Source organism: candidate division WOR-3 bacterium (genome assembly GCA_016867815.1).
Lineage (GTDB): Bacteria > Hydrothermota > Tepidihabitantia > Tepidihabitantales > Tepidihabitantaceae > UBA2258.
The window spans coordinates 1-23,710 of the sequence record VGIR01000001.1 but is presented as its reverse complement, the minus strand read 5'-3'; the positions used below and the strand labels follow the sequence as shown (position 1 = coordinate 23,710).

Genomic DNA, 23,710 nt, shown 5'->3' with positions numbered 1-23,710 from the left:
TATCGCGCGCTACGACGTGACACACTAAACTCATAGCCAGTCAAGAGCAAGTGCCGCACAATACGGCAGTCGACAAAACGAGAGGGTATGCGTGCTGCCGCAACAACGCGACACGATGAATTGTCGCAGTATTTAAAGCGTTATTCTATAGTAAATTACGGCAAGGGATACAATGATGCCCCGTGGCACACGGCGTGCACATTGCAGTGCGCATGCCTCACCACGAATGGTCCCGCGACAACTCCTCCTCGCAACTCTCGGCTGGTCAACTCCAGAGTACGGAGTCGCAAGTCTGGTCTCCTCACCGTATCGGTCCCCGTTTCGCATGGCTCGACCATGGCCACATACTGATAGTGGATGGACGGCTGTCGGAACGCCGCTTCGAGGTAGTCACCGACATTCAAGCAGACAACGCAGTTGTCCGGCTGCGCGAGGATGGGAACTTTGCCGGCATGATAAGCGTGGAGCGCTCCCCATCAAGCAAGGGCGTGACTCTCGCAAACTCAGCAGTTGGCCTGCGTTATCGGCGTGGCGGCCTGGCAGCGATAATGACGTGGTGCGCGTTCCGTGAGTTGTTGGCCATGCAGGAATCAGCGACCTTCCGTATCCGCATGGCCCGTTCGGTCAATCCTCACGCAAACGACACCGAGATCAACAGCATTGGGGTGGGCGTAATCGCTGCCAGGCTAGGGTTTCGGCCCGCGCTGGCCACAGAAGGCCTCATAGAGAAGGACAACATCGTCGCCGTGATGCCGCTGCCGGGTGGAAGAGGCAACCCGCCTTCGGTCAGAATCTCCCTTCGCAGCTACCCGTTCATCTTGAACGCATTTGCCCTGAGCGAGGATACCATGCGTCCGCTTCTGGATGTTGGCCACTATCAGCAGGCCGTCCGCGACGTGCATCAGATCCGGACCTGGCTTCGCCAGGGACTCCTGCTCATCGGAGAAGACTACTCCCTTGGTCAGTCGGGAATTGAGCGCTTTGTCAACGCCCTAGCAACCGATGAAGACGAGGCGGCCGAGTTCCGAAGCAAGATCCTCCCGCTCTAGGCCCGTTCCCCAGCAGCCGTCATCCCTGCACCGGCAGCCCTGGTACCCCTTCCTCGGACGCAAGGACAAGTCGGCCAAGAACAGAACGGGGCCACAGGCCCCGTCCCCTTCACAAACTCCTGCCCGGCCTATGTTCCGTGCTGCCAAGAAGATATGTATGCGGCCTGCTCGGCAGTCAGCTTGTCTATCTTGATCCCGAGCGTCCTTAGCTTGACCTCGGCGATACTCCTGTCGAGCTCCTCAGGCAGCTTGTAGACACGGTTCTGCAGCTTGCCTTTGCTCCCCAGGATGTACTCGGCGGCCAGAGCCTGGTTGGCGAATGACATGTCCATCACCATCGCCGGGTGGCCTTCGGCCGCGGCCAGGTTCACGAGTCTGCCCTCGGCCAGGAGAATCAGCCTGCGGCCGTTGCTGAGCGTGTACTCGATACATGACGGACGCAGTTCGCGTCTCGACTTAGCCATCTCGTCCAAGGCGGCTTTGTTGATCTCTGCGTCGAAGTGGCCGGAGTTACAGACTATGGCACCATCCTTCATCGCCAGCAGGTGCTGCCGGTCAACTACGTTGATGTCACCCGTCACAGTTATGAACACATCCCCCGTCTTGCAGGCCTCGATGAGTCGCATCACCCGGAACCCGTCCATCCGCGCTTCCAGCGCTCGCACCGGGTTCACCTCGGTCACGATGACGTCCGCGCCCAGACCCTTCGCACGGGACGCGACACCGCGGCCGCACCAGCCGTAGCCGCACACCACGAGCGTCGAGCCGGCGAAGAGCACATTTGTTGCCCGCAGGATGCCATCAAGCGACGACTGGCCGGTTCCGTAGCGGTTGTCGAACATGAACTTGGTTTCTGAATCGTTGACCGCGACTACGGGGAATGCGAGAACTCCATCCTTCTCCATGCTGCGCAGGCGGATAACGCCGGTCGTCGTCTCTTCGGTGCCACCGAGGACGGATGCGAGCCGCTTCCCCTTCTCCTTGTGCAGCGTCGATATCAGGTCAGCGCCGTCGTCGGTAGTAATCACCGGCCCGTGCGAGAGCGCCTGCTCGATGTGCCGGAAATAGGTAGTCCGGTCCTCGCCATTCACCGCGAATACCGGGATGCGGTAGTCCCTCGCGAGCGAAGCTGCCACCGCGTCCTGAGTCGAGAGCGGATTTGACGCGCATAGACGCACGTCCGCGCCGCCGGCCTTGAGCGTCAGGATCAGGTTCGCGGTCTCCGAGGTAACGTGCAGGCAGCAGCTCATCTTCACGCCCTTGAGGGGAAGCTGCCTCTCGAATCGCTTCCTGATCTCAGCCAGGACCGGCATGAACCGCCCGGCCCATTCAATCTTCGTCTTTCCCGTCCTGGCCAGACTCAGATCCCTGACATCACAATCCATGTCATCTCCTCACTTGAGCGCCCGGCGCAACTCAGCGGTCTTGTCGGTCTTTTCCCAGTTGAAGAACTCCCACGTCTGCTTGCCAGCCTTCTTCACCTGTGGTTCGCGGCCGAAGTGGCCGTAGGCGGACGTAGCCTGGTATATCGGCTTCAGCAGATTCAGGTGACGGATCATCTCCCTGGGTCTCAGCGGAAAAACGTCTCGAATCAGTCTCACCAGTTTCTCGTCTTCTATCAAGCCGGTGCCGAAGGTGTCGACCGACACGTCGGTAGGCTCCGCCACCCCGATAACGTAGGCCAGACGGACGACGATCTCCTTGCAGAGCCCCGCAGCCACGCAGTTCTTGGCGATGTACCGTGCCATGTACGTCGCCGAACGGTCCACCTTGCTGGGATCCTTACCCGAGAACGCGCCACCGCCGTGAGCGATCCTACCGCCGTAGGTATCGACGATTATCTTGCGGCCGGTCATCCCTGTGTCGGACTGCGGACCGCCGACCACGAATTTACCGGTCTCGTTGACGTAGAACTTGGTGTTCCGGTCGATGTACTGGACAGGTACCACGTGTCGCGCCACGGTATCAATGAGTTCCTGCCTTGCCGACTTGGTGATGTGGTGGCCGGTCTTGTCGAGAATCGACTCGTCGTGCTGGGCCGCGATGACGACGCTGTCCACTCGCACCGGCAGGCCGTTGTCGTACACAACCGTTACCTGGGACTTCCCGTCCGGGCGGAGATAGGGCAGGGTACCATGCTTGCGCACGTAGGCGAGGCGTTGGGCGAGCTTGTGCGACAGCACCATCGGGAGCGGCATCAACTCGTCGGTCTCCTTGCAGGCGTAGCCGAACATCACGCCCTGATCTCCTGCCCCACCGGTATCAACGCCCTGCTTGATATCGGGAGACTGCTTGCCAATGGCATTCAATACCGCGCAGCTATCGCAGGAAAGACCGCTCTGCGCCGTAACATAGCCGATATCGCGGAGCACGCCTCGAACCAGCCGCGGCAGGTCGACCCATGCATGGGTCGTGATCTCACCGCCGACCAGCACCATGCCGACGGTGACAAACGTCTCACAGGCTACCCGGCCATGCGGGTCCTGGCGCAGGACCTCATCCAGCACCGCATCCGAAATCCGGTCACAGACCTTGTCCGGATGGCCCTCGGTCACCGACTCGGAAGTGAAAGTTGTGCGCATCAGACCAATCCTCCTCTAGTGGGAAGTCTCGACAGAATAGCTTCTGGGCTCAGAATGTGTATATTACCCAACTGCCAAGCGCGGTCAAGTCAGGCAGACAGAGTCCGAAGCCCGAAGCACGAATCCCGCAGTCCGATTCCGCTGCGAAACCCGAATGAACGACTCGCAGCCACGCGATGGTGCGCGGCCGTTCGTGTTCTGATCATTCGTGTTTCGATCCTCATTCGAGCTTTGGACTTGGAGCTTGCCTAGTGCTCCGCGAGCACCTGCTGCAGCAACGGCCCTACCAGACGCACAGCATCGGCGGTATCCTTGCACTCGAACCAACACGCGTCCTTGAGCGAACGGAACCATGTCATCTGACGCTTGGCATAGGCCCGGGTCTTGGCCTTGGCTTCGGCCACCGCCCGCTCCAAGACCAGCTCTCCCTCCAAGTGCCGCAACAACTCAGCGTAGCCGTAGGCATTGGCCACGTAGGTATCCCGGCCGAAGCCCGACTCGCGCAAACGGCGGACCTCATCCAGCAAGCCCGTGCGCATCATCGTATCGAACCGCTCGTCCAGCCGCTGGCGCAGCGTTTCACGCTCCATGGTCAGAACAACGTAGACCGGCTCGAACTCAGTTTTGGGTCTTGTCGCCCTGCTGAGTTCGGTCATGGTCTTGTTGGTGGACTCGTATACCTCCAGCGCCCTGATTACGCGCTGCCGATCGTTCGGATGCAGCTTGGCCGCCCGCTCCGGGTCGATCTGCTTCAGACGGTCGTGTAGCAGGAATGACGATTCGGCCTCCAGCCGCTGCCGCAGCACCGGGTCGGGCTTCGGTGCCTCGAAGAAAGGCTCGAACAGCGCCTTCAGATACATGCCGGCGCCTCCAACGACAGTGAACCGCTTCCCGTCCCGCCGCAGATGTCTCATCACTACCAGGGCATCGCGAGCGAAATCAGCGGCCGAGTAGACTCGGTTCGGCTCGACCATATCGACCATATGAATGCCGACTTCTCGGCGCAGTTCAGGACTCGGCTTGGCTGTGCCGATGTCGAGCCAGGAGTAGACTTGACGCGAATCAGCCGAGATGATCTCGAGCTTGTACTTCCGCGCCAACTCAACCGCGACCTCGGTCTTGCCGACGCCGGTAGGACCACATAGCACAAGAACCTTGAGCTGGGTCCTGCCGTCAAGCCTGTCTGCGCTGGTCATGTTGTCCTGTATCTATCGCTGGTCAGTGACGAATGACGAAGCCTTAGTGACGAATCAAATGCGAAGGCCGGACCATTAGGAACTGGCAATTGGGAATTCGCTGCCTAGGTTCTGCCGAACCTGCGTTCCAGCTCTCCAACCGTGATCTTGATAATCGCCGGCCGGCCGTGCGGACAGAAGTACGGCTCTTTGCAGGCGAAGAGCCGGTTGATGATTGACTCCATCTCCGGGGTGGTCAGCCGCTGGCCAGCCTTCACCGCGCCCTTGCAGGCAATGACCTTGGCCAGCTCGGTTCCGAATCCGGCATCGCCCGGTTTCACCTTGGCGAGGTTGGCGAACAGCTCCTGCACCTCCTCCCTGCCCATGAATGACCCGGCCGGAACCGTCTCAACAGCCACGGTGCGGCCGCTGTAGGGTGCGACCTCGACGCCCATCTTCGCCAGCCGGTCCTTTGCCCGCTCGTAGGCTTCGAACTCCTCTGCCGTGAGTTCGAGGGTGATCGGGAACAGGAGCCCTTGCGGCGCGACGTCTTCCCGGCCCTTCATCACCTCTTCGAACAAGATCCGCTCGTGGGCAGCATGCTGGTCCACTATCACGTACCCGGAGGTCACCTGCGCGAGGATGTAGGTGTTGTGCAGTTGCCAGAACTCCTGGGGCGCCGCGTCCTCGGGCACGAATCCTCGCTGGTAGAGGAAGTCGGCATCCGCGGTCTCCTTGCCACGCTGGATTCCGAGTCCCTGCCTGACCGCCTCGGATACGAAATCGAACAGGAATCGTTCGTCCGCGAACCTGATCTCCTGCTTGGTCGGGTGCAGATTCACGTCGAGCCTCGATGGGTCGGTCTCAATGAAGAGCACGAAGTCCGGGTTGTTGCCGGTAAGCACCGGACCGTAGCCTTCGTACACCGCGCGCACAACGGTCGGATTCCGCACCGGGCGCTTGTTCATGAATATCGCCTGCACCTCGTAGAAGCTGCGCGACCGGGTCGGCTCGGCGAGGAACCCGGTGAGCGAGAGCAGCGGGTTATCGATCTTCATCTCGACCAGGCGCTCGACCACCCGCTTCTCGAACAGCGCCTTGATGCGATCCTTCACGCTCGCGGCCAGGCCGAGGCGCATCACCTCGCGGTCGTTTGATATCAGCGTGAACCCGACCGTGGGAAAGGCAATCGCGTAGTTGCGCACCGCCTCCACGACCAACCGAGACTCATAGTTGTCCGACTTCATGAACGCCCGGCGCACCGGCAGGTTGAAGAAGAGCATCCGGGAAGTGATGGTAGTGCCGCGCGGCCGGGCAATCTCGTTGATGCCCTTTGTCTCCCCGCCCTCGACCTCGACCTGCGTTCCCGGACCGGCCTCGTCCGCGTTCGTCTCGATGGTCAGTCGCGTGACCGCACCGATGGAAGCCAGCGCCTCGCCGCGGAAACCGTAGGTGGTAATCCGCGTCAGGTCCTCGGCAGTGTTCAGCTTGCTGGTGGCATGCCGCGCGACTGCCAGCCTGACGTCATCGCGCGTCATCCCGCAGCCGTTGTCACTGACCTTGATCAGGTTCTTTCCGCCCTGCTTCACCTCAATCCGGATTTCGGTTGATCCTGCATCCAGCGAATTCTCAATCAGTTCCTTGATGGCATTGGCCGGCCGGACAATCACCTCTCCCGCCGCAATCCGCCTCACCGTTTCCTCGGGCAGCAGCTTAACCCGCCTGCGCTCACTCACCTACGCCGCCCCCGATTTAGGCATTGTCAATTAGGAGTTGGGAATTGTAGCCTTGAGCGGCTCAAGGTCTATCAGCATTCCGTCCGCCGCCGCCACCACCTTGCACCCGGTCCTCTCACTCATCTCCCGCGCGACGACCCACGGTTTGGCAGCCAGCATCCGCATCCCGAAGTGAGTGAGCAGGGCCAGTTTCGGTCGTATTGCCTTGACCAGTTCCTCTGCGTCAGGTGCGTGCAGGTGGTCGAGACCCGACGGCTGAGGCCGCACCACGTTCATGATCAAAACGTCGGCCCTGTAGTGCTCGGCGAGCTCGGGAAAGTACCTCGTATCCGCGATGTACGAAATGGTGAGGAAGGGATCAAGGGATCGAGAGATCGAGGGATCAAGTGGCTGACCGCTCGTCCTCACTTCTGCATTCTGCACTCTGACTTCTGACTTCTGAGCTCGGTCGACGCTGAACCTGAACCCGTACACTTCGCCCCGGTGCTGATGCCTAACCGGACAGATGAACCTGACACTGCCCAGTTCGTACGAACCGCCCTCCTCGATTGTGACCGTCCTCTCGAGGAACGGCCGCACGTACTTGAGCACGACCGGATCGTCACCAACAAGCGCATCCGAAGGCGCGAACAAGGCTCCGCGCGGCTCGGTCCCGCCCATCGTCATTGCCTCGATCATGTTGTTCACGTCTCCGGAGTGATCGAGATGGCGATGAGAAAGGAGTATGCCCGACAGCTCCGTCGGGTTGAGGTGGTGGCGAGAGCCGGTCATCCGCACCAGCGAACCCGGCCCCGGATCCAAAAGGAAACGCGTTCCCCCAAGCGAGAACCAGATGCCACCCGAGGCCCGCAACTGCTTGGCGACAACAATCCTGGCTCCGCCCGAGCCAAGTATGACCATCCGGTCGCCGGATATGTTGTCCACGGCGACAGAAGATAGCACACGCTTGACAAGAGTCAACCGAGGCACGCCCGTCGCGCCGGTGTCGCTTCATTCGCGGGTTGCGTGGGGAGTGCCTGGCTGTCGCAGCTTCTCTGGTGACCTCCCTGCAGCTGCCTCGCCGGACACCGTAATGGCTGCCAGGAAGGGTTCAATCGCGGGCCGGGTTGCCCTTGCGTAGTCTGAATTGGCTGTGCCGGTCGAACTCAGCTGGCTCACGTTGACAACACGCCGCCAGCGGCTGCCCGCGCAGAAGTGCCTCAGGAGATTCTCTGACCTACTTGAACAGGCTGAACTTCACCTTCACGTACTTGTCGGGATGGGCCCTTATGTCAGCAATCAGGTCATGCAGCTCGATGTTGGTCTGGCGGACTTCTTCGTATAGCGAGTCGGAGCGCACGAGCTTGCCTGCGGTCGAACTTGCGTCGACCAGCTGAACGAAAGTGTCGAGCCGGGCCGCGAGCCGACTCAGATTGCCCGCCGTGTTTGTGAAGTCACCTGTGACAGTTGCGAGTTCGGTACGGATGGTGCCGACAAGGTCGCTGGCCGATTTGCTCAGGGCGCGGCTCAGTTCGGTCGGGTTGAGCTCGGCCAGAAGTCGGTCGAGTTTGAGGAATGTCGTCTCCAGTTCGAGCGATTCATTCACTCCCCGGAACACGTGGTTCGGTGCGGCCGCACCCGAGTCACCCGGCGTGACCATAAGGTAGCGGTCCCCACCGAGGTAGCTGACCGAACGGATCGCGAACCGCGTATCCAGCGCAGGCTGGTAGTCACGGTCCAGAAGGACCTGGACTTCAACGTGGTTACTGGCGAGGTAGATCTTGGTCACTCTTCCCTTCTCGATGCCGAGAACCTGCACCGGGTCTCCGATCCTAAGCCCGGCAATGTCACGAAACTTGACGGTATAGATGTTGCGGCCGCGTCCGGTGAGTCGGCCGGAGAACCAGAAGTAGGAGAAGACCGCGAGCCCGATGCCGCCTAGAACGAATGACGCCACAACCACGTCACGAATGCGCCTGCTCATAATGTTCCTTTCTCACGCTGTCTGCCCGAACCAGCTTGCCGGCGCGGAGCATGTACGTGCAGTCGGCAAGCAGGCCTGCGGCTTCAAGGTCATGCGTAACCACTACCAGAGAGCGGTCGCTGCGCTCGCGAAGCTCGGTCATCATCTGGTAGACCCGCTCACGTACTGCCGGATCCAGTCCGGTAGTGGGCTCATCGAAGAAGACGCAGCGCGGATCCCCGACCAGCGCGCGCGCGATGGCCACGAGCCGCGTCATTCCACCGGAGAGGGCTCGCGGATAGAGACCTGAGTGTTCGACCATGCCCACACGCCGCAAAGCCGCATCGGTCCGTTCACAGATTTCCGTCTGGGCCAGTCGAGTAGTCTCCTCAAGAACCAGGGCCACGTTCTCGGCCACGGTCAGTGAATCAAACAGCGCCCCGCCCTGGAACACGTACCCTAGCCCGCCGCTCGGTTCCTGCTTGTCCGCGAACCGCCCGAAGTGAACACGGCGGCCGTCGTGGAAGACGCGCCCCTCATCCGGCCTCACCAAGCCGGCCATTATCTTCAACAGCACGGTCTTGCCGATACCTGACGGACCGAGAATCACGGTCGTGGCACCGTCCGAGACGTCGAGGCTCACATGATCGAGCACGACTCTCTCCCTGAAACGCTTGCTGACCGCCTCGACTCGGATCATATTCTGAAGAAGAAGAACGCAATGACGAAGTCAACCAGTAGAATCAGCACTGCGGACAGAACGACCGCGCGGGTCGTTGCCTGTCCCACTGCCTCGGCCCCGCCGTGAACGCCGAACCCGTAGTAGCAGCCGCTGTTACCGATGAGGAGGCCGAACAGGACGGCCTTCACGATACCGCCGGTGAAGTCACGCAGCATGAAGAAGTGCGTGACGCCGTACGTGAATGAAGCAGCCGGCACGTTGAGCATGCTCGACGAGATGTAGAGGGCGGTGAACACAGCCACGACTTCGGTCACGACCACCAACACGGGCAGGCCGATAGTCGTCGCGAGGATCCTCGGCAGGCACAGGTAGCGGTACGGATCCACTCCCATGACGTCGAGCGCATCAATCTGCTCGGATACGCGCATTGCACCCAGCTCCGCGGCGATGGCCGAGGCCGAGCGACCGGCGACTATGAACCCGGTCAGGACCGGGGCCAGCTCGATCAGCACCAGTCGGCCCACACCCATACCGACGAAGTACTTGGGCACCACGCCCATCAGCTGATAGGTGGTCTGGACCGCGGTTGTCAGACCAATGAAGATGGAAGTGACTATGACGACCGGCAGCGCTCCGACACCGTGCATCGACAGCTGAGCGATGAACCGAGGCCAGGTACGCCGCAGATCCCACGAACCCACCAAACACCTTGCCAGGAATGCAAGATAGTCGACTGGCGCAAGCAAAGGGCTCACCAGCGGTATGCTAGCTCGAGGCGCGGCCAAGTCAATCCTACCGGCGGCGATGTCCTACCGGCGGCGATGCCGACGGCCGCGGCTTGCCGCCCTCGGCGCTTGACTTGACTGACTCGCGCCCTAGAATCCGTCTGTGGATACAGTGATAGAGCGAATCGGCACCTCAACCGGCCAGGAAGTGACTCTCACCGGCTGGGTCTACAACAAGCGGTCTTCGGGCAAGGTCAGGTTCGTGATTCTGCGCGACGGAACCGGCATCATCCAGTGCGTATTCCTCAAGAACCAGGTGCCGGAGGCGGCCTTCGAACTGGCCGACTCGGTTACGCAGGAATCATCAGTTGCGATCTCAGGCACGGTGCGCGAGGAGAAACGTGCTCCTGGCGGGTACGAGCTGACCGCCACGAACTTGAAACTCATCCAGATTGCCGAACCGTACCCGATCACGCCCAAGGAACACGGGATCGAGTTCCTGATGGAACATCGTCACCTTTGGCTGCGCTCGGCCCGGCAGAACGCCGTTCTCCGCATCCGCTCCGAAATCGTCAAGGCGATGCGCGACTACCTCGACGAGAACGGGTTCATACTCGGAGATACGCCCATCCTGACCCCGGCCGCTGGCGAAGGCACCACCACGCTCTTTCCGGTGGACTACTACGGCGAGCAGGTCTACCTGGCGCAGACCGGCCAGCTCTACAACGAGGCGATTGCCGCTTCGGTGCGCAAGACATACTGCTTCGGCCCGACCTTCCGCGCCGAGAAGTCGAAGACCCGCCGCCACCTGATGGAGTTTTGGATGCTCGAGCCCGAGGTCGCATTCCTCGACCTCGCCGGCGACATGACATTGGCCGAAGAGCTGGTCGCCTACACGGTACAGCGCGTGCTCGCAAAGCGCCAGCCCGAACTGGCCGTACTCGAACGTGACCTTACTAAGCTGGAGGCGGTCAAGGTGCCATTCCACCGCATCTCCTACAAGGAGGCGATTGAACTGCTCCAGTCCAAGGGGAAGGAAGTCAAGCTCGGCGACGACTTCGGCGGCGACGAGGAAACCCTGCTGGGCGAGTCGTTCGACCGGCCGGTGATGATCCACCACTATCCGGCGGCAATCAAGGCCTTCTACATGAAACGGGACTCTGCAGACCCGTCGCTGGCCCAGTGCTTTGACATGATTGCCTCGGAAGGCTACGGTGAGATTGTCGGCGGATCCGAGCGGGAGGACGACCTCAAGGAGATGGAGAAGCGTATCGAAGAGAACCGACTTCCCCTCCAGGCCTACGGTTGGTACCTGGACGTACGCCGTTACGGTTCCTTCCCTCATTCAGGATTCGGGCTCGGGCTGGAACGCACTGTGTCCTGGATTTGCGGTCTCAAGCACATCCGCGAAACGATACCGTTTCCGCGGATGCTGGAGAAGGTGTACCCGTAACCAAGTCGGGCGTAGACCTCTTCCGGCGCTCCTGTCCGGCCCGGAGCACAGAGAGATGCTGATTAGATAGGCCTTCGAAGGTCAAGGAAGCAACAAGGAGAAACATGCCAAGAAGCAAAATCAAGGTCCGCCGCATGCGCCATCGCCGGATAGTCAAAGCCAGGCGCCGCAAGGATGCGCGCAAGCTGGCGGCCAAAGCCAAACCCAAGTCCTGATCCCGAACCGGCCGGCTTCGATCCGGCCTGGCCACAGGTGAGAAAGCTCTTTCTCGCGCCGTTCGGTGTGCACGACGTCGGCGAGCGGTTGCTCGATGCAGCCCTCGGGACCGGCGTCGTGCCCGCCGAGATCCTCTACCTCTGCCCCAACCCGCGCCGGCTCCGACTGGCCGAGGCCGAACTGCTCGGCCGCCTCAGCAAGGACGCGGTAGTCCCACCGCGCTTCGCGAGCCTGACCCAGCTCGCGCGCGACATCCACGACCGCCTTGGCACAGCCCGGCGCCTTCTGCCCGAAATCAAGCCCCTCTTTGTCCAGCAACTACTGGCTGCGGAAACCGCTAGCCCCAATCCTCAAGCCGCGGGCGGGAAGCGCGCCTTTGCTCCTTCCTCCCAAGTCCCTCATCCCTTGCCCTCCATCGGCTACTCCCGCGCCGTCGCCGGGTTCATCACCGAGGTCCGGCGCTACGTCCCAGCCACGGAGCGCGCAACCCTGCGCCAGCGAGTGGAGCGACTGCTCGAGGGCTTTCCAAAACCACTGGCTCGCCTGCTCGAGTGCCTCGACTGCCTGGACCGCTACGAGTCCGAGCTGGCCCGGCTCGACTGGATCGACGACGAGGGAATCATGGCCGAGGCAGCGCGGCTCGTGGCCAGGGCCGACCTGCCGGGCGTACTGGTGCTCGACAGCTTCGTCGCACCCAACCGGCTCGAATCCGACCTCCTCCGGGCGCTCATCGAGAAGTCGGAGTCGTGCCTCGTGCTCGGCCACGCGGGCGACCCGAAAGACCCCGACTACGCGCTGCCAGGCAAGTTCGCGGAGTTCATCTTGTCCTGCGGCCGGTTCGAGATCGAGCACCTGCCCGAACCGGCGCCGGTATTGCCATCGTTCCACGAGTACCCGGATATCGAGGAAGAAGTCAAAGCCGTCTGCCGCGCCATCATCACCCAAGGCGACGGCGCGCGAGAGACGTTCGTCGCGGTTCCCAGGCTGGCTGACTTCGCCCCGCTCATCAAGCGCGTGTTCGAGGCATACGGAGTAGACGTGACCGTATACCCGGAGAACAGCCTCGCCATTTCGCCGCCGGTAGTAGCGGTGCTCGAGTTGCTCCGCGCCCACGACACCGGATATGAGCGCATCGCCACCGCCGCCGCATTCGGTTCGCCGTACCTGCCCGGCCTGCTCGCGCTCGAAGCGGACAAAGACTCGGCGGCCCGCGACCGCTGCGCCGCCGCGCTCAACCACTACTCGCGCAAAGGCCGCATCATCAAGGGTCGCCGCGACTGGTGGCGTATCGCCGACGGCGTGCAGGCAACCGAGGAGTACGAACTCGACGCTGAGGAACGGAAGTTCCTGCTCGACATCCAGTCCCGGGTCCGGCACGCGCTTAGCCTGCTGGACGAGACTATCAAGGCCAAGGACACGCCCGGCGCGTTCGCGCACAACCTGAAGCAGTTGCTCGGCCGCGCCGGCTTCCTGAGCAATGTAGACCCGGCCGTTGGAACCGAAGCCGACCTGCTCGCTGACCGCAAGTCGCTGTACGACGTCCTCGATACGCTGGCCGACTTCGGGACCCAGTTCGGCGGCCGCGAGGAGCCGCGCTCCCGGCTCATCAAGACCCTGACCTACCTCGTCGAAAACTCGATGCGGACCACAAACCACGACCCGTCCGGCGTCACGGTCGTGGACATGACCGAAACGCTGGGCATCCACCCACCGAAGCTCTTCTTCTGCGGCCTGACCGAGAAAAACCTGCCCTCGCCGTACTCACCCGACCCGATTCTGCCCGACCGCGTGCGTAAGGCGCTAGGGATGCCCGACGTGGACTGGCACCGCGACCACGAGCGGTTCCACTTCCGCCGCACCCTCGAGTCCTCGCCCACGCCGCCGGTCCTGAGTTTCCACTCCTCGCGGGACGGCCAGCCGGTCCTCCCCTCGCCGTTCCTCGCCTTCAAGCCCGAGAAGGTGAAACGGCCGGACGCCTTCTTCTCAGACGCCGAAGCACAGGTAGCGCAGGGCAGGGCGGCAGGCAAGCCGTTCGCCGAGGCCGCGCATGAGGTGGACTTCAAAGACGACAAGGAGGTACTGGCCGAACTGGCGAAGAGCTTCGGCCCGGCGCGGCCGGTATCGGTCACGCGGCTGGAGAACTACCAGCGCTGCCCGTACGAGTTCTACATCGACCACGTGCTCGGCATCGAGACGCCCACGGAACCGCGCTACGACATCGACGCGCGCCAGTGGGGTCTCGTCATCCACCTCGTGATGGAGAAGCTGTACGCGGACGGGCCAGTGGCCGTCAACAAGCTGGAGCCAGCCGCGCGCAAGGCGCTCGACGCCACGCTCAAAGAAGTGGACCTGCCCCCATTCTGGACCGAGGTTGCCCGCCGCGTCTTTGCCGGGCTGCTGCCCGAGATCGTCCGCACCGAGGAAGAGTTGCGTGAAGGCGGGTTCATGCCGGGCCGGGCCGAGCTCAAGCTCAAGGGCAGGCTGGGCAAGGATGTCAATCTGAAGGGCCGTGCCGACCGCGTGGACACCGCGGGCAAGCTGTTCCGCGTCCTTGACTACAAGACCGGCGCCCCGCGCATCTACGGCGGCAAGGCGGTGCTCGAAGGCAACCACCTCCAGCTCCCGCTCTACGCGTGGATGTACGAGCACGGCAACAAGCAGGCGCAGGCGGACAACTTCGGCATCTATGGGCTGCGCGACCCGGGCGTTTACTGGTTCGCGGGCAAGAAGTACGACGTCAGGCAGCTCATCGAGGCCGCGGTCGCCAACGCGGTCGGAGTGGTCGGCAAGATACGCTCGGGCCGGTTCCCGGCCCTACCCGACGACGACAACGCCTGCGAGTACTGCGGCCTCGGCCACACCTGCGGCCTCCGCGAAACCAGGGAATCCTAGGTGCCTGGCTCCCCATCCGTCATTAGGAATTCGGGCTTCGACACTCCCTTGAAGCACAGGGTCGTCTTCGCCCCGGCCGGCTCCGGCAAGACCCACGCGCTGAGCCAGCGCTACATCGACCTGCTCATGTCCGGCGTCGCGCCCGAGCGGATACTCACTTTGACATTCACCGAGAAGGCCGCCGCCGAGATGAAAGAGCGCATATTCGGCCGTCTCGAAAAGGAAGACCCGGCCCTGCACAAGGTCCTGCGCGACGACGTGCTCAAACTGCGCATCTCGACCATCCACTCATTCTGCCTCTCGCTGGTCAGGCGCTTCGCGCCCCTACTCGACCTCGACCCGCGCGTGGACGTCCTGTCCGACACCATGACCGCGTGGGAGAGCGCCAAGTACGACGTGCTGATGAGGGTCGCTGAGGACGAGCGCAGCTCGAAGGACTACGCGGAATTGGTGGACTTGGTCACCCGCAACCAGATGCAGGGCTGGGGCAAGCTGTCAGAGCTGCTGGACAGCCTGTTCGCCAAGCGGGTCGCGGTCCAGCGCGGACGGATGGTCGGAGCGGAAGCCGGCATCGCCGAAGCCGCGTCGCGCCTCCGCGCCAACCCGATCGGCCGGGCCAGGATCGACGGCTACTCGCGCCTGTTCCCGCGTTCGCTCGAAGGGTCAGGGCTCGACGAGGTATTCCGACTCCTCGAAGAGCACGCCGACGTCTATCGCACCGGCTCCGGCACCCCGCGCATCCGCGGCTGCGACGAGAAAGAGCAGGCGTGGAACCAGGAGATGTGCGCATACCGCGACCTCGTCGCCACCGCGGTGTGGGAGGCCGAGTTCGGCCGCGCCCTCGCGATGTTCCAACAGCGGTTCCTCGCCCATTACACGCAGGCCAAGCGCGCCGCCGCCTTCGTGGACTACGACGACATGGAGTACCTCGCATGGCAGGTCCTGCGCAACGAAGAGGAATGGCAGAACATCCTCCACGCGTTCGACGAGCACACCGACCACATCCTCGTCGACGAGTTTCAGGACACCAGCTTCCTCCAGTGGGGCATCATCGACAAGCTGACCGAGGAATGGCGCTCGGGTGAAGGCGCCAAGACGGACCGCAGCATCAAGCCGACCATCTTCATCGTCGGCGACGAAAAACAGTCGATATACATGTTCCGCGACGCCCAAGTCGAAGTCTTCGCCACCGCCGCGGACAAGATCGAACTGTGGGTAGGCAAGGACCAGTTGGAGCGCGAGACCCTGACGAGGAACTTCCGCAGCCTCCAGTCCATCATCGACTTCAACAACGCCCTGTTCTCCCGGCTCATGAGTCCGACCTCCGAGATTCCGCCTTCACCCTCCGCTCCTCCTTCCACATCTGGGCTCCATCCTTCATCCCTCATCCTTCATCCTTCTGCTTCCTCTCCTAGCCCCCAATCCCCAGCCCCTAGTCCCTGTCCGTGGCAGACCCGCTACGCGCCGTTCACCCGCGAACGGAAGAACGACAACCCGGGCCGGGTCGAGCTGATACTCGCGCGCTCGGACGAGAACGTCGCGGAACGCCGCAAGCTCGAAGCCGCGCTCATCGCCAAGCGCATCCTCTCCATCGTTTCCTCACCCCAACCCTTGCCCCCTGACCCCCGACCCCTGACCGTCTACGACAAGGAAGGCGACGTGGAGGTCGGCCGCGCGTGCGCGCTCAGGGACATCGCCATCCTCATCCGCTCCCGCAACCAGCTCCCGGCCATCGAGCAGACCCTGCGCGACGCCGGCATCCAGTTCCTGGTCCTCGGCGGCTCCGGGTTCTACGAAGAAGACGAAGTCCGCTACCTGCGCAGCCTGCTCAGCTTCCTCGCCGACCCGACCGACGACGTCTCGCTCTACGTAACCCTGCGCGGCCCGTTCTTCGACGTTCCCGAACGCGACCTCTTCTTCGCCAATTGCGGGTCCGCGTTCGACGTTCGGAGTTCGGCGCTCGACGTTCGCCAGTTCCTGTGGGACCGCATCCGCTCCTCGGCCCTGCCCGACCTTGCCGCACCGGTCGCCGCGCTCGATAACTGGCTCGCCCGCGTCCACAAAGAGCCGCTCGCGCGCATCCTCTCCCACGCCCTCGACGAACGCAAGGTCTGGGCCCGGTTCTGGGAACCCCAGCGCGAGGCGAACGTCCGCAAGTTCCTCACCATCATCGAGGATATGGAAGCGGACGGCAACCACCCGCTCCGCCTCCTGAACGCGCTAGAACAGGCCGGAGCCGACGAAGCCAAGGCCGACGTCCGCGCCGACGACGTATCCGGCGTGCAGGTCCTCACGGTCCACGCGGCCAAGGGCCTCCAGTTCCCGGTCGTATTCCTGCCCGGGCTCGACGCGGGCATCCGCTCGGCCGGCTCGTCCGGTGACAAGCTGGTAGTCGAGGAAGTCAGCCAGGACGAAGTGCAGGTCTCCTACATACCCGACGCGGCCATACGGCGCGAGCATCCCCTGCACCGGGAATTCGTGGCCAAGGAGTACGAAGAGGAAAAGCGGGTATTCTACGTCGCCTGCACCCGCGCGCGCGACGCCCTGTTCCTGACCGGTACGTGGAACGAGCGGGCGCAGAAGAAGACCCGGCTCGAATGGCTGGTCCAGAGCCTAGGCCTGCACGAAACGGAGCATGGCTTCGCGCTCGAACCCTCACTCCCGGGCGTCGCGTGCATCACGCCCGACGACATCCCCGAAGTGCAGCCCGCCGCACCCGTGGTCAAGGAAGGCCCCAAGCCACAAGCCGCAAGCCGCAAGCTCAGTCCTCTCCGTCCCTCCGCCCCTGGAACCCTTGCCCCCTTGAACCCTAGACCCCTTCCTTCCGTCCGCTCCGTCACCCGCAACCTCGCCATCGACTTCCAACGCTTCGGAGAAGACTCGGTCGGCCTCGGCGACCTCATTCACAGACTACTCGAGGAGATATCGAACGGGACGCTGACCACCGCTCCCCAGCCGCTCACCGCTGAGATCCAACGACTCCTGCGCCTCGCAGGCTTGGACCTCTCCTTGTTCACCAATCTGCAATCTGCAATCTCGAATCTGCAATCTGAAGTCGCTGTCTGGGAGGTCATCAGGCCCCAGCCCTCGTCTCACGCCGAACTCCCCATCATGTACACCGATGCCGGCACGACCTTCACCGGCCGCATCGACCGCGTGATAGTCACCGAGACCGAAGTCCGGCTCTACGACTACAAGACCTTTGACGTCAGGAAGAAAGACATCCCCGAACTTGCCCGCAAGTACTACGACGGCCAGCTCAAGCACTACGAGAAGGCGTGCAGCAGGCTATGGCCGGGCAGGAAGGTCTCAAGCTTCCTCATCTTCACCGCCCTGCCGCTTATCCAGCCCGCCAAACAGTAGCCCGGCGCAAACAGAGGCGGCCGGGTCTCCCCGGCCGCAACACTGCCCGGCCGGCCCGGCTACTTCGTTTCCAGTGACCGGACCCGTTCCATCAGCCGGTCCACCGCAATCCTCGCCGCTCTGAGACGGGCCGCCGCCGCGTCCTTCGCCTCCGAACCGAGGGTTGTTCCCGGCGCGGTCGCGGCCGACTTGTCTATCGCCTTCGAATCGAGCCCGAGTTGGCTGCAGCCCCGCATCGCCGCCTCCCACTCGACCAGCGCCTGCTCGCACTCGGCCAACGCGCCGTCATACTTCCGCGCCTTGTCCGCGTCATACCGTGGACCGGACGGCTGCGCGTAGGCCGGCGGCATCAGCGACAGAGCCGCAACGGACAGGTCCCTTTCCAGCCTGAAGGAGTCGAACCGCTGGATGTCGGACTGACTCTGGTCCTTCGCCGGGTCAAGTCCGAAACGGTACTGAAACGACTTCGGCAGGTAGCCGTAGCGGACGAGCGTGAACGAATCGCCCAGAACGTAGCCCCGCCTGTAGTCGGAAGAACGAAGCGGGTAGGAGAACGTCAATCCCGTAGCCGGAACCGCGCCTACCAGCCTGCCAGCCACATACGCCCGCGCGCCCGGCGGCTCCGAGGTCACCGTCAGGTACAGCTTCCGGTCCCACTCCAGAACGACCGGCTTCTTGTACCGGTACCAGCGCGCGAGGTACGGCTTGCCCTCAAGCGAGTCGTTCGCCCAGCCCGGTTCCGCGCTCCCGGCGTCCTGCGGGGTCATCTCCTCCCAGGCCGACGCGTCCAGTCGCGCCCGGTCGAACTCAATCGGCGGCAGACTGAACTCGCCCCCGACGTACAGCTTCTTCGCGACGACGAGCGTACCCAGCTCAATCCTGCCCTCCCGCAGCTCGGATTCGCTCAACCACCGGCACAGCACGGGGTACTCATACCACGTCTCCGCGCCGTCCTTGAACGACATCCCGTCCGGGTCCGGGTTGAGATTGAACGTCAGCTTGACGAAGCGTCCCGACGACGCTGCCCACGCCAGCGAACCGGCCAGGCACAGCAACACCAATGGGCGCATGTGACTACGCGCCGCGAAGATCCGGTTCATGACTCATGCCTCCATATAGCAGCTCAACCGCCTCAACACACACCGACTCTCGTCGTCGGTCGGCGGGTTATGCCTCCCGACGAAACCATCGTAGGCCGAGGATCCAGCCTGTCAACCGGCAATCGAGTGACACCTGTAGGCCACTGCTGCCGCCTGCGTGCACGAGTCCTGAAAGCGGCCGACCACCGACTGAAGACCACGGACTGTGCCCCGCGCCGCCAGCATTCACCTATCGACGCGGTTTGAGGGTTGCGATGGGCACGACCATCTCTTCCAGCGAAACGCCGCCGTGTTGAAAGGTGAATTTGTAGGCCTTCTCGTACTCGCGCGGCTTGGTCGGATAGATGAAGTAGTAGTCGTTCTTGGCGATGGCGAACTTCGTACCGAGGTGGTCGGACGGCAGCATGAAGGTCTCGGGGTTGTTGAGCAGGATAGCATCTCGGCCCTCGACCCGGATTGCCGCGCCGTGTTTGTACCTTAGGTTGGCCGATATCTCGCGGGAACCGTAGATGAGCGTGGGGCGTTTGACCCGGATGAAACCGTGGTCGCTCGTGACTATGACCGTGCAGTCACGCCTCGCCAGGGTCTTCAGGAACTCAAACACCGGTGAGGATGAGAACCAGACCCGGGTCATACCGACGAGCGCGGCGTCGTCCGGGATGATCTCATCCAGCAGCCTCGTGGTCTTGATCGAATGGATGAGCAGGTCGAGGAAGTTGATCACCACGGCCGCAAACCGGACGTTCTTGTCGAGCAGCGCGGCTCGCGCATTTTCGAGTTCGTCGCCGTGAGAGATCTTCAGGTAGGCATGGCGGCCATCGAACCTCATCCGGCGCAACTGCTCAGCCAGCAGCTCTGATTCGAACCGGTTCTGCCCGGTTTCCTCGGAAACCCAGTACTTCGGGTAGCGGCGCTGGATCTCGAGCGGCAGCAGGCCCGAGAAGATGGCGTTCCGGGAGTACGGAGTGGCGGTCGGGAGTATTGAGCAGTAGTAGTCACTGCTGACGTCAAAGTAGTCGGCAAGCAGCGGGACGATGGCATCCCATTGGTCGGCGCGCATTGAGTCCAGAACGATGAGAAAGGTATTCGGGCTGGTCCAATGCTGCCGGACGAACCGATCCACAACTTGGTGCGACAGGACTGGTCCCCGGCCCGCGAGCCAGTCCTGGTACTCACCCTCGACGAAACGGTTGAACTCTCCGTCAGCGTCGCGGCGGCGATCCATCTCTACGTCCCGCATGCCGGTATCGGCGTATCTCCCCAGGAGACGCTGCCAGTTTCCGAGCAGACGGTAGTAGCTGACCCAACCGTCCCACGAGCCGAGGTCGTGCTGCTGGTTCATGGCCGCCATGTACTCCTGCGCGATTCGGTTCGACACCAGCTGTTTCTTCTCGAGCAGGCGCTTGATGACCGCAAGCAACTGCACCGGTGTGAACGGCTTGATGACGAAGTCATCCACCAGCTTGCCGAACGCTTCGTCTATCAGCGCCTCCTGGTCGGACTTGGTGACCATCGCCACCAGCAGGCTCGGGTCAAGCTGCTTCAGACGACGTAAGACCTCGAGCCCGTCCATGCCGGTCATCATCTCGTCCAGCAGTACCAGGTCGAAGTCGCGAGCCTTGGCCAACTCGATTCCGTCCGGACCGTTGGTCGCGGTCTCGACTTCATAGCCCTTGTCCTTCAACGCGTAGACGAATGGCCGGAACATGTCTATCTCGTCGTCAATCCAGAGTATCTTCACGACTGTCCTTTCTCATCGACTCCCAGGCAGATGGCCACGAAGACACGAAACCGGAAGAGACGATCCGAAGTATTCCGTTCAGACATCCTTCGTGCCTTTCGTGCTTTCGTGGCTTCAGTCTCTGCGTTGGTTCTGTGACCAGGACGGCGAGATGCGCTAGGACTCCTTCTCCGCACCGCGATTCACCGGCAGGAATATTGAGAAGACCGTCCTCCCGGGTTGGGATTCCTTCAGCAGCAGCTTTCCCTGGTGATAGCTCTCGACGATTCTCTTAGCCAGAGTCAGGCCAACGCCCCAGCCATACTTCTTGGTCGTGACGCCCGGCTCGAAGAGCCGTTCGGTCTTAACCCCTTCGCCGGAATCGGTAACCTCGATTTCCAGAAACCTCCGGTCCGCGGAAAGCGCGCAGCGAACCCTGACTTCACCCAGCTTCGTGCCGATTGCGTCAACGCTGTTCTTGAGCAGGTTCTCCAGCATCCATGAGAAGAGAACGTCGTCGACGCGAACCGTCGCGTCGTCAACGACCTCGGCGACGAATGCCACGGTCTTGGGTGCTCTGCGCCGGACGAATGCGACCGATCGCTCGATCGCCTCGCCCACCCGGTGCGGGGTGAGTTCCGGCGGCAGGCCGATCCGGCTGAAACGATCAAGGACCTCCTTCATTCTTATCAGGTCCTGCTCCATCTCCACTGTGACGTCCGGTGCGCGCTGGCGAAGCACATCCAGCCAGGCGCTGAAGGATGAGAGCGGTGTCGCCATCTGGTGCGCGGTCTCCTTGGCCAGGGCGGTCCAGATGTGCTCCTGCTCCCGACGTTTGTAGGAGAGAATCCCCCAGATCCCGACAATCACGAATCCGACCAGGAGCAGCACCTGCAGCACCGAGAAGACGGTCAGCGAGCGAACCGAACCCACGAGGCTGGCGTTCACTTTGCGGAGCGTCGCGGCCGACGACGACAACCCATAGTGGATCTCACCGAGCTTGCGCAGGGAGTCGCCTTCGGCGACTGCCAGCGGGACCGGCTCGTGCTCGCTGTCCAGCACGTACATTAGCCCGATGAGTCGCGCCGAGTCAGGGGTCTCAACCGGCAGGTTGCGCCATGAAGTTGGCTTTCCCTTGGCGTCGGTTATTATCACCGGGAAGTCGATCTTCCTGATGATCTCGTCAAAGATAATGTCGAGCTCCGGTGAACTGCCTTCGGAAGGTTCGGTCGCCCGGGACATGAACTTCGCATATATGCGCGATCGCAGCTGGGTGTCGCTCTCAAGCTGCGCCGAAAGGGTCGAAACATACCCCTGCCAGGACCGCGACAGCCGGATAAGCAGATACTGGGAGTAGAAGAACCAGACACCGGCCAAGGCCAGCAGCCCGATTGTGAAGTATAGCTGCAGCAGCCGGGCGCCGAATCTGAATCCAGACTTGTTCAAGAACGTTGTGTTTCGAGTAATGGTAAGTACCGCAGTATCGAAGTCAAGCTATCCGGTTTGACATCCGGCACATGCTGGCCTAGCATAGATACGAGAAACCAACCCGGAGGACTGATGAAGTACTTCGCTCTGCTAGTTCCCCTGCTGCTGGTGACCGCGGCGTTTGCTGACCAGCCGTGGGGTGCGAACGTCCGTGCCGCCGACGTCGGCGATACCATCAATGAAGGCGAGTCCTGCATCGCCTCTGATGGTGACTACGTCTACTGCGTCTGCAACTGGGCCGAACGGTCCCGCTACGCCGGACTCACCTATGGCCGTTCGACCAACGGCGGCACAACCTGGACCTCGAGTGTCTGGAAGGACACATCCGTCGGCATCGACTGGCACACAGACCCACTAATCATGGTCGACGACTCTCACTACGTTCACCTCTACTGCCAGTTCTCGACGACCGTGCTGAATCACTACCTCTCGACCGACCACGGCGTCACCTGGTCGGACACTTCAGATGTGTCGGAGTTCCTCCCGAGCGGAACAGTCGACAAGCCCTGGGGCGTCGTCCGCGGCAACAACATCTACATCGCCTGGCAGCAGTGGGACGCTCCCCAGCAAGGTATTGTCTTCGCCAAGTCCACCGACCGGGGCCGCACCTGGAACCGCACCGTCGCCGACTCTACCCGGACCGGTATCACCGGCATATGTCTCAGCCCTTCCGGCATCATCTACCTGATGAACCGCTACTGGGGCGGCGACGGCGTCTACTGCACGCGTTCCACCGACCAGGGCACAACCTGGGCGCCGTGGGTGACCGTGGACCCAACCTGCTCGTACACAGATGGCTATGGCGACCGCGCCCCGCTACCCTCCATTGCCGCACCCACCGACTCCAATGTGGTCATCACCTGGGTTGACGACGGCCTCGGTAACTGGGACATCGTCTACTCCCGCTCAACCGACAGCGGCCAGACCTGGAGCGCCACCACTCGGCTGCCTGACTCATCTGCGGGCGGCCAGTGCAAGGGCTGGGTCACAGCCGACTACACGGGCAGGCTGCACTTCATGTGGTACCATACGCCATCCTGGCCGACCTCATCTTCCAGTCGCTGGTCAATGCGCTACACGTATTCCGACGACTACGGCGCGACCATCAGGTCCAGCATTAGGATCACAGACACCACATTCACCAGTCCGGTCTCGTTCCTCGGCGAGTACCACATCATCGTCACCGACTCGACCTATGCCCGCGCCATCTGGGCCGACGGCCGCGGCGGCGACAACGACCTCTTCTTCGCCGAGGCCGCCCTCACCGACCTCGGTCTACAAGAGAATCCGTGGCAGGTAACACGGTTGCCGGAACTCTCGCTCGAATTGCCCGCCATTGCGCACGGTTCTGCCCTAGCGGTCAGCTTCGCCGTACTCAGGCCCCGCAGGCTCACCCTCGCCGTGCTCGACGCCACCGGACGCATTCTGAAGACCGTGGACATGGGCAAGCGCGAAGCAGGTACTACGGAGAGCACTAAATGTTTGACAGCTTGAGGTCATGTTGCCGCATATCGGACGTGCTCTTCCGCAAAGTAACTCCTGACCACTTCTGGCTGGCGTTGCCGGCTGCGTAGGTAGGATCGGGCC

General features: G+C 62.4%; 16 protein-coding genes. 5 read left to right on the top strand and 11 right to left on the bottom strand.

The features are described 5' to 3' along the window. Nucleotides 1-212: 212 nt before the first annotated feature. Nucleotides 213-1,049: a hypothetical protein gene (locus tag FJY68_00080; protein MBM3330230.1), complete on the top strand. Its 837-nt coding sequence runs from the start codon at nucleotides 213-215 to the stop codon at nucleotides 1,047-1,049. 128 nt (nucleotides 1,050-1,177) lie between these two features. On the opposite strand, the gene FJY68_00075 is transcribed toward FJY68_00080, so the two are convergent. The 8 genes from FJY68_00075 to FJY68_00040 form a co-directional block, all read right to left on the bottom strand. Continuing rightward, nucleotides 1,178-2,434 carry an adenosylhomocysteinase gene (locus FJY68_00075; GenBank protein MBM3330229.1) on the bottom strand — a complete coding sequence of 419 codons (1,257 nt, stop codon included), beginning with the start codon at nucleotides 2,432-2,434 and terminating at the stop codon, nucleotides 1,178-1,180. A 9-nt stretch (nucleotides 2,435-2,443) separates the two neighbouring features. Continuing rightward, nucleotides 2,444-3,631 carry a methionine adenosyltransferase gene (locus FJY68_00070; protein ID MBM3330228.1) on the bottom strand — a complete coding sequence of 396 codons (1,188 nt, stop codon included), beginning with the start codon at nucleotides 3,629-3,631 and terminating at the stop codon, nucleotides 2,444-2,446. Nucleotides 3,632-3,879: 248 nt separating this feature from the next. Next, nucleotides 3,880-4,827, bottom strand: coding sequence for a tRNA (adenosine(37)-N6)-dimethylallyltransferase MiaA (gene miaA / locus FJY68_00065; protein MBM3330227.1), 948 nt, complete (start codon nucleotides 4,825-4,827; stop codon nucleotides 3,880-3,882). A gap of 104 nt (nucleotides 4,828-4,931) precedes the next feature. After that, the gene (mutL, locus tag FJY68_00060; protein ID MBM3330226.1) at nucleotides 4,932-6,542 is read right to left on the bottom strand and encodes a DNA mismatch repair endonuclease MutL; all 1,611 of its coding nucleotides are present in this window, start codon (nucleotides 6,540-6,542) and stop codon (nucleotides 4,932-4,934) included. A gap of 30 nt (nucleotides 6,543-6,572) precedes the next feature. Beyond that, nucleotides 6,573-7,442 carry an MBL fold metallo-hydrolase gene (locus FJY68_00055; GenBank protein MBM3330225.1) on the bottom strand — a complete coding sequence of 290 codons (870 nt, stop codon included), beginning with the start codon at nucleotides 7,440-7,442 and terminating at the stop codon, nucleotides 6,573-6,575. A 316-nt stretch (nucleotides 7,443-7,758) separates the two neighbouring features. Further along, nucleotides 7,759-8,505 carry an MCE family protein gene (locus tag FJY68_00050; protein ID MBM3330224.1) on the bottom strand — a complete coding sequence of 249 codons (747 nt, stop codon included), beginning with the start codon at nucleotides 8,503-8,505 and terminating at the stop codon, nucleotides 7,759-7,761. Further along, a complete protein-coding gene (locus FJY68_00045) occupies nucleotides 8,486-9,184 on the bottom strand; it encodes an ATP-binding cassette domain-containing protein (GenBank protein MBM3330223.1) in 699 nt (232 codons plus the stop codon). Before FJY68_00045 ends, FJY68_00050 begins: the two co-directional genes overlap by 20 nt. Then, complete coding sequence (locus FJY68_00040; GenBank protein MBM3330222.1) at nucleotides 9,181-9,921, bottom strand: ABC transporter permease; 741 nt, start codon at nucleotides 9,919-9,921, stop codon at nucleotides 9,181-9,183. The genes FJY68_00045 and FJY68_00040 overlap by 4 nt, the downstream gene beginning before the upstream one ends. Before the next feature lie 133 nt (nucleotides 9,922-10,054). Here FJY68_00040 and asnS point away from each other — a divergent pair, with 133 nt between their 5' ends. The 3 genes from asnS (at nucleotide 10,055) to FJY68_00025 (ending at nucleotide 17,815) form a co-directional block, all read left to right on the top strand. After that, the gene (gene asnS, locus FJY68_00035) at nucleotides 10,055-11,344 is read left to right on the top strand and encodes an asparagine--tRNA ligase (GenBank protein ID MBM3330221.1); all 1,290 of its coding nucleotides are present in this window, start codon (nucleotides 10,055-10,057) and stop codon (nucleotides 11,342-11,344) included. A 174-nt stretch (nucleotides 11,345-11,518) separates the two neighbouring features. Further along, nucleotides 11,519-14,452: a hypothetical protein gene (locus FJY68_00030; protein ID MBM3330220.1), complete on the top strand. Its 2,934-nt coding sequence runs from the start codon at nucleotides 11,519-11,521 to the stop codon at nucleotides 14,450-14,452. Beyond that, the gene (locus tag FJY68_00025; GenBank protein MBM3330219.1) at nucleotides 14,453-17,815 is read left to right on the top strand and encodes a hypothetical protein; all 3,363 of its coding nucleotides are present in this window, start codon (nucleotides 14,453-14,455) and stop codon (nucleotides 17,813-17,815) included. A gap of 59 nt (nucleotides 17,816-17,874) precedes the next feature. Here the strand turns inward: FJY68_00025 and FJY68_00020 are convergent, their stop codons facing one another. From FJY68_00020 to FJY68_00010, 3 genes are all read right to left on the bottom strand, one after another. Then, nucleotides 17,875-18,915 (bottom strand): hypothetical protein, encoded by a 1,041-nt coding sequence (locus FJY68_00020; protein ID MBM3330218.1) that lies wholly within the window; start codon nucleotides 18,913-18,915, stop codon nucleotides 17,875-17,877. Nucleotides 18,916-19,144: 229 nt separating this feature from the next. Continuing rightward, entirely contained in the window at nucleotides 19,145-20,656 is a 1,512-nt protein-coding gene (locus FJY68_00015) for a response regulator (protein ID MBM3330217.1), read from the bottom strand. 156 nt (nucleotides 20,657-20,812) lie between these two features. Further along, nucleotides 20,813-22,081 carry a HAMP domain-containing histidine kinase gene (locus tag FJY68_00010; GenBank protein MBM3330216.1) on the bottom strand — a complete coding sequence of 423 codons (1,269 nt, stop codon included), beginning with the start codon at nucleotides 22,079-22,081 and terminating at the stop codon, nucleotides 20,813-20,815. A gap of 114 nt (nucleotides 22,082-22,195) precedes the next feature. Here FJY68_00010 and FJY68_00005 point away from each other — a divergent pair, with 114 nt between their 5' ends. Continuing rightward, nucleotides 22,196-23,617: an exo-alpha-sialidase gene (locus FJY68_00005; protein ID MBM3330215.1), complete on the top strand. Its 1,422-nt coding sequence runs from the start codon at nucleotides 22,196-22,198 to the stop codon at nucleotides 23,615-23,617. The last annotated feature ends 93 nt before the right edge of the window (nucleotides 23,618-23,710 follow it).

Bases quoted from the DNA above. Each gene is read 5' to 3' on its own strand.
- FJY68_00080 (MBM3330230.1), top strand. From the start codon at position 213: ATGCCTCACCACGAATGGTCCCGCGACAACTCCTCCTCGCAACTCTCG.
- FJY68_00075 (MBM3330229.1), bottom strand. From the start codon at position 2,434: ATGGATTGTGATGTCAGGGATCTGAGTCTGGCCAGGACGGGAAAGACG.
- FJY68_00070 (MBM3330228.1), bottom strand. From the start codon at position 3,631: ATGCGCACAACTTTCACTTCCGAGTCGGTGACCGAGGGCCATCCGGAC.
- miaA (MBM3330227.1), bottom strand. From the start codon at position 4,827: ATGACCAGCGCAGACAGGCTTGACGGCAGGACCCAGCTCAAGGTTCTT.
- FJY68_00055 (MBM3330225.1), bottom strand. From the start codon at position 7,442: ATGGTCATACTTGGCTCGGGCGGAGCCAGGATTGTTGTCGCCAAGCAG.
- FJY68_00050 (MBM3330224.1), bottom strand. From the start codon at position 8,505: ATGAGCAGGCGCATTCGTGACGTGGTTGTGGCGTCATTCGTTCTAGGC.
- FJY68_00045 (MBM3330223.1), bottom strand. From the start codon at position 9,184: ATGATCCGAGTCGAGGCGGTCAGCAAGCGTTTCAGGGAGAGAGTCGTG.
- FJY68_00030 (MBM3330220.1), top strand. From the start codon at position 11,519: ATGCGCGCAAGCTGGCGGCCAAAGCCAAACCCAAGTCCTGATCCCGAA.
- FJY68_00020 (MBM3330218.1), bottom strand. From the start codon at position 18,915: ATGAACCGGATCTTCGCGGCGCGTAGTCACATGCGCCCATTGGTGTTG.
- FJY68_00005 (MBM3330215.1), top strand. From the start codon at position 22,196: ATGAAGTACTTCGCTCTGCTAGTTCCCCTGCTGCTGGTGACCGCGGCG.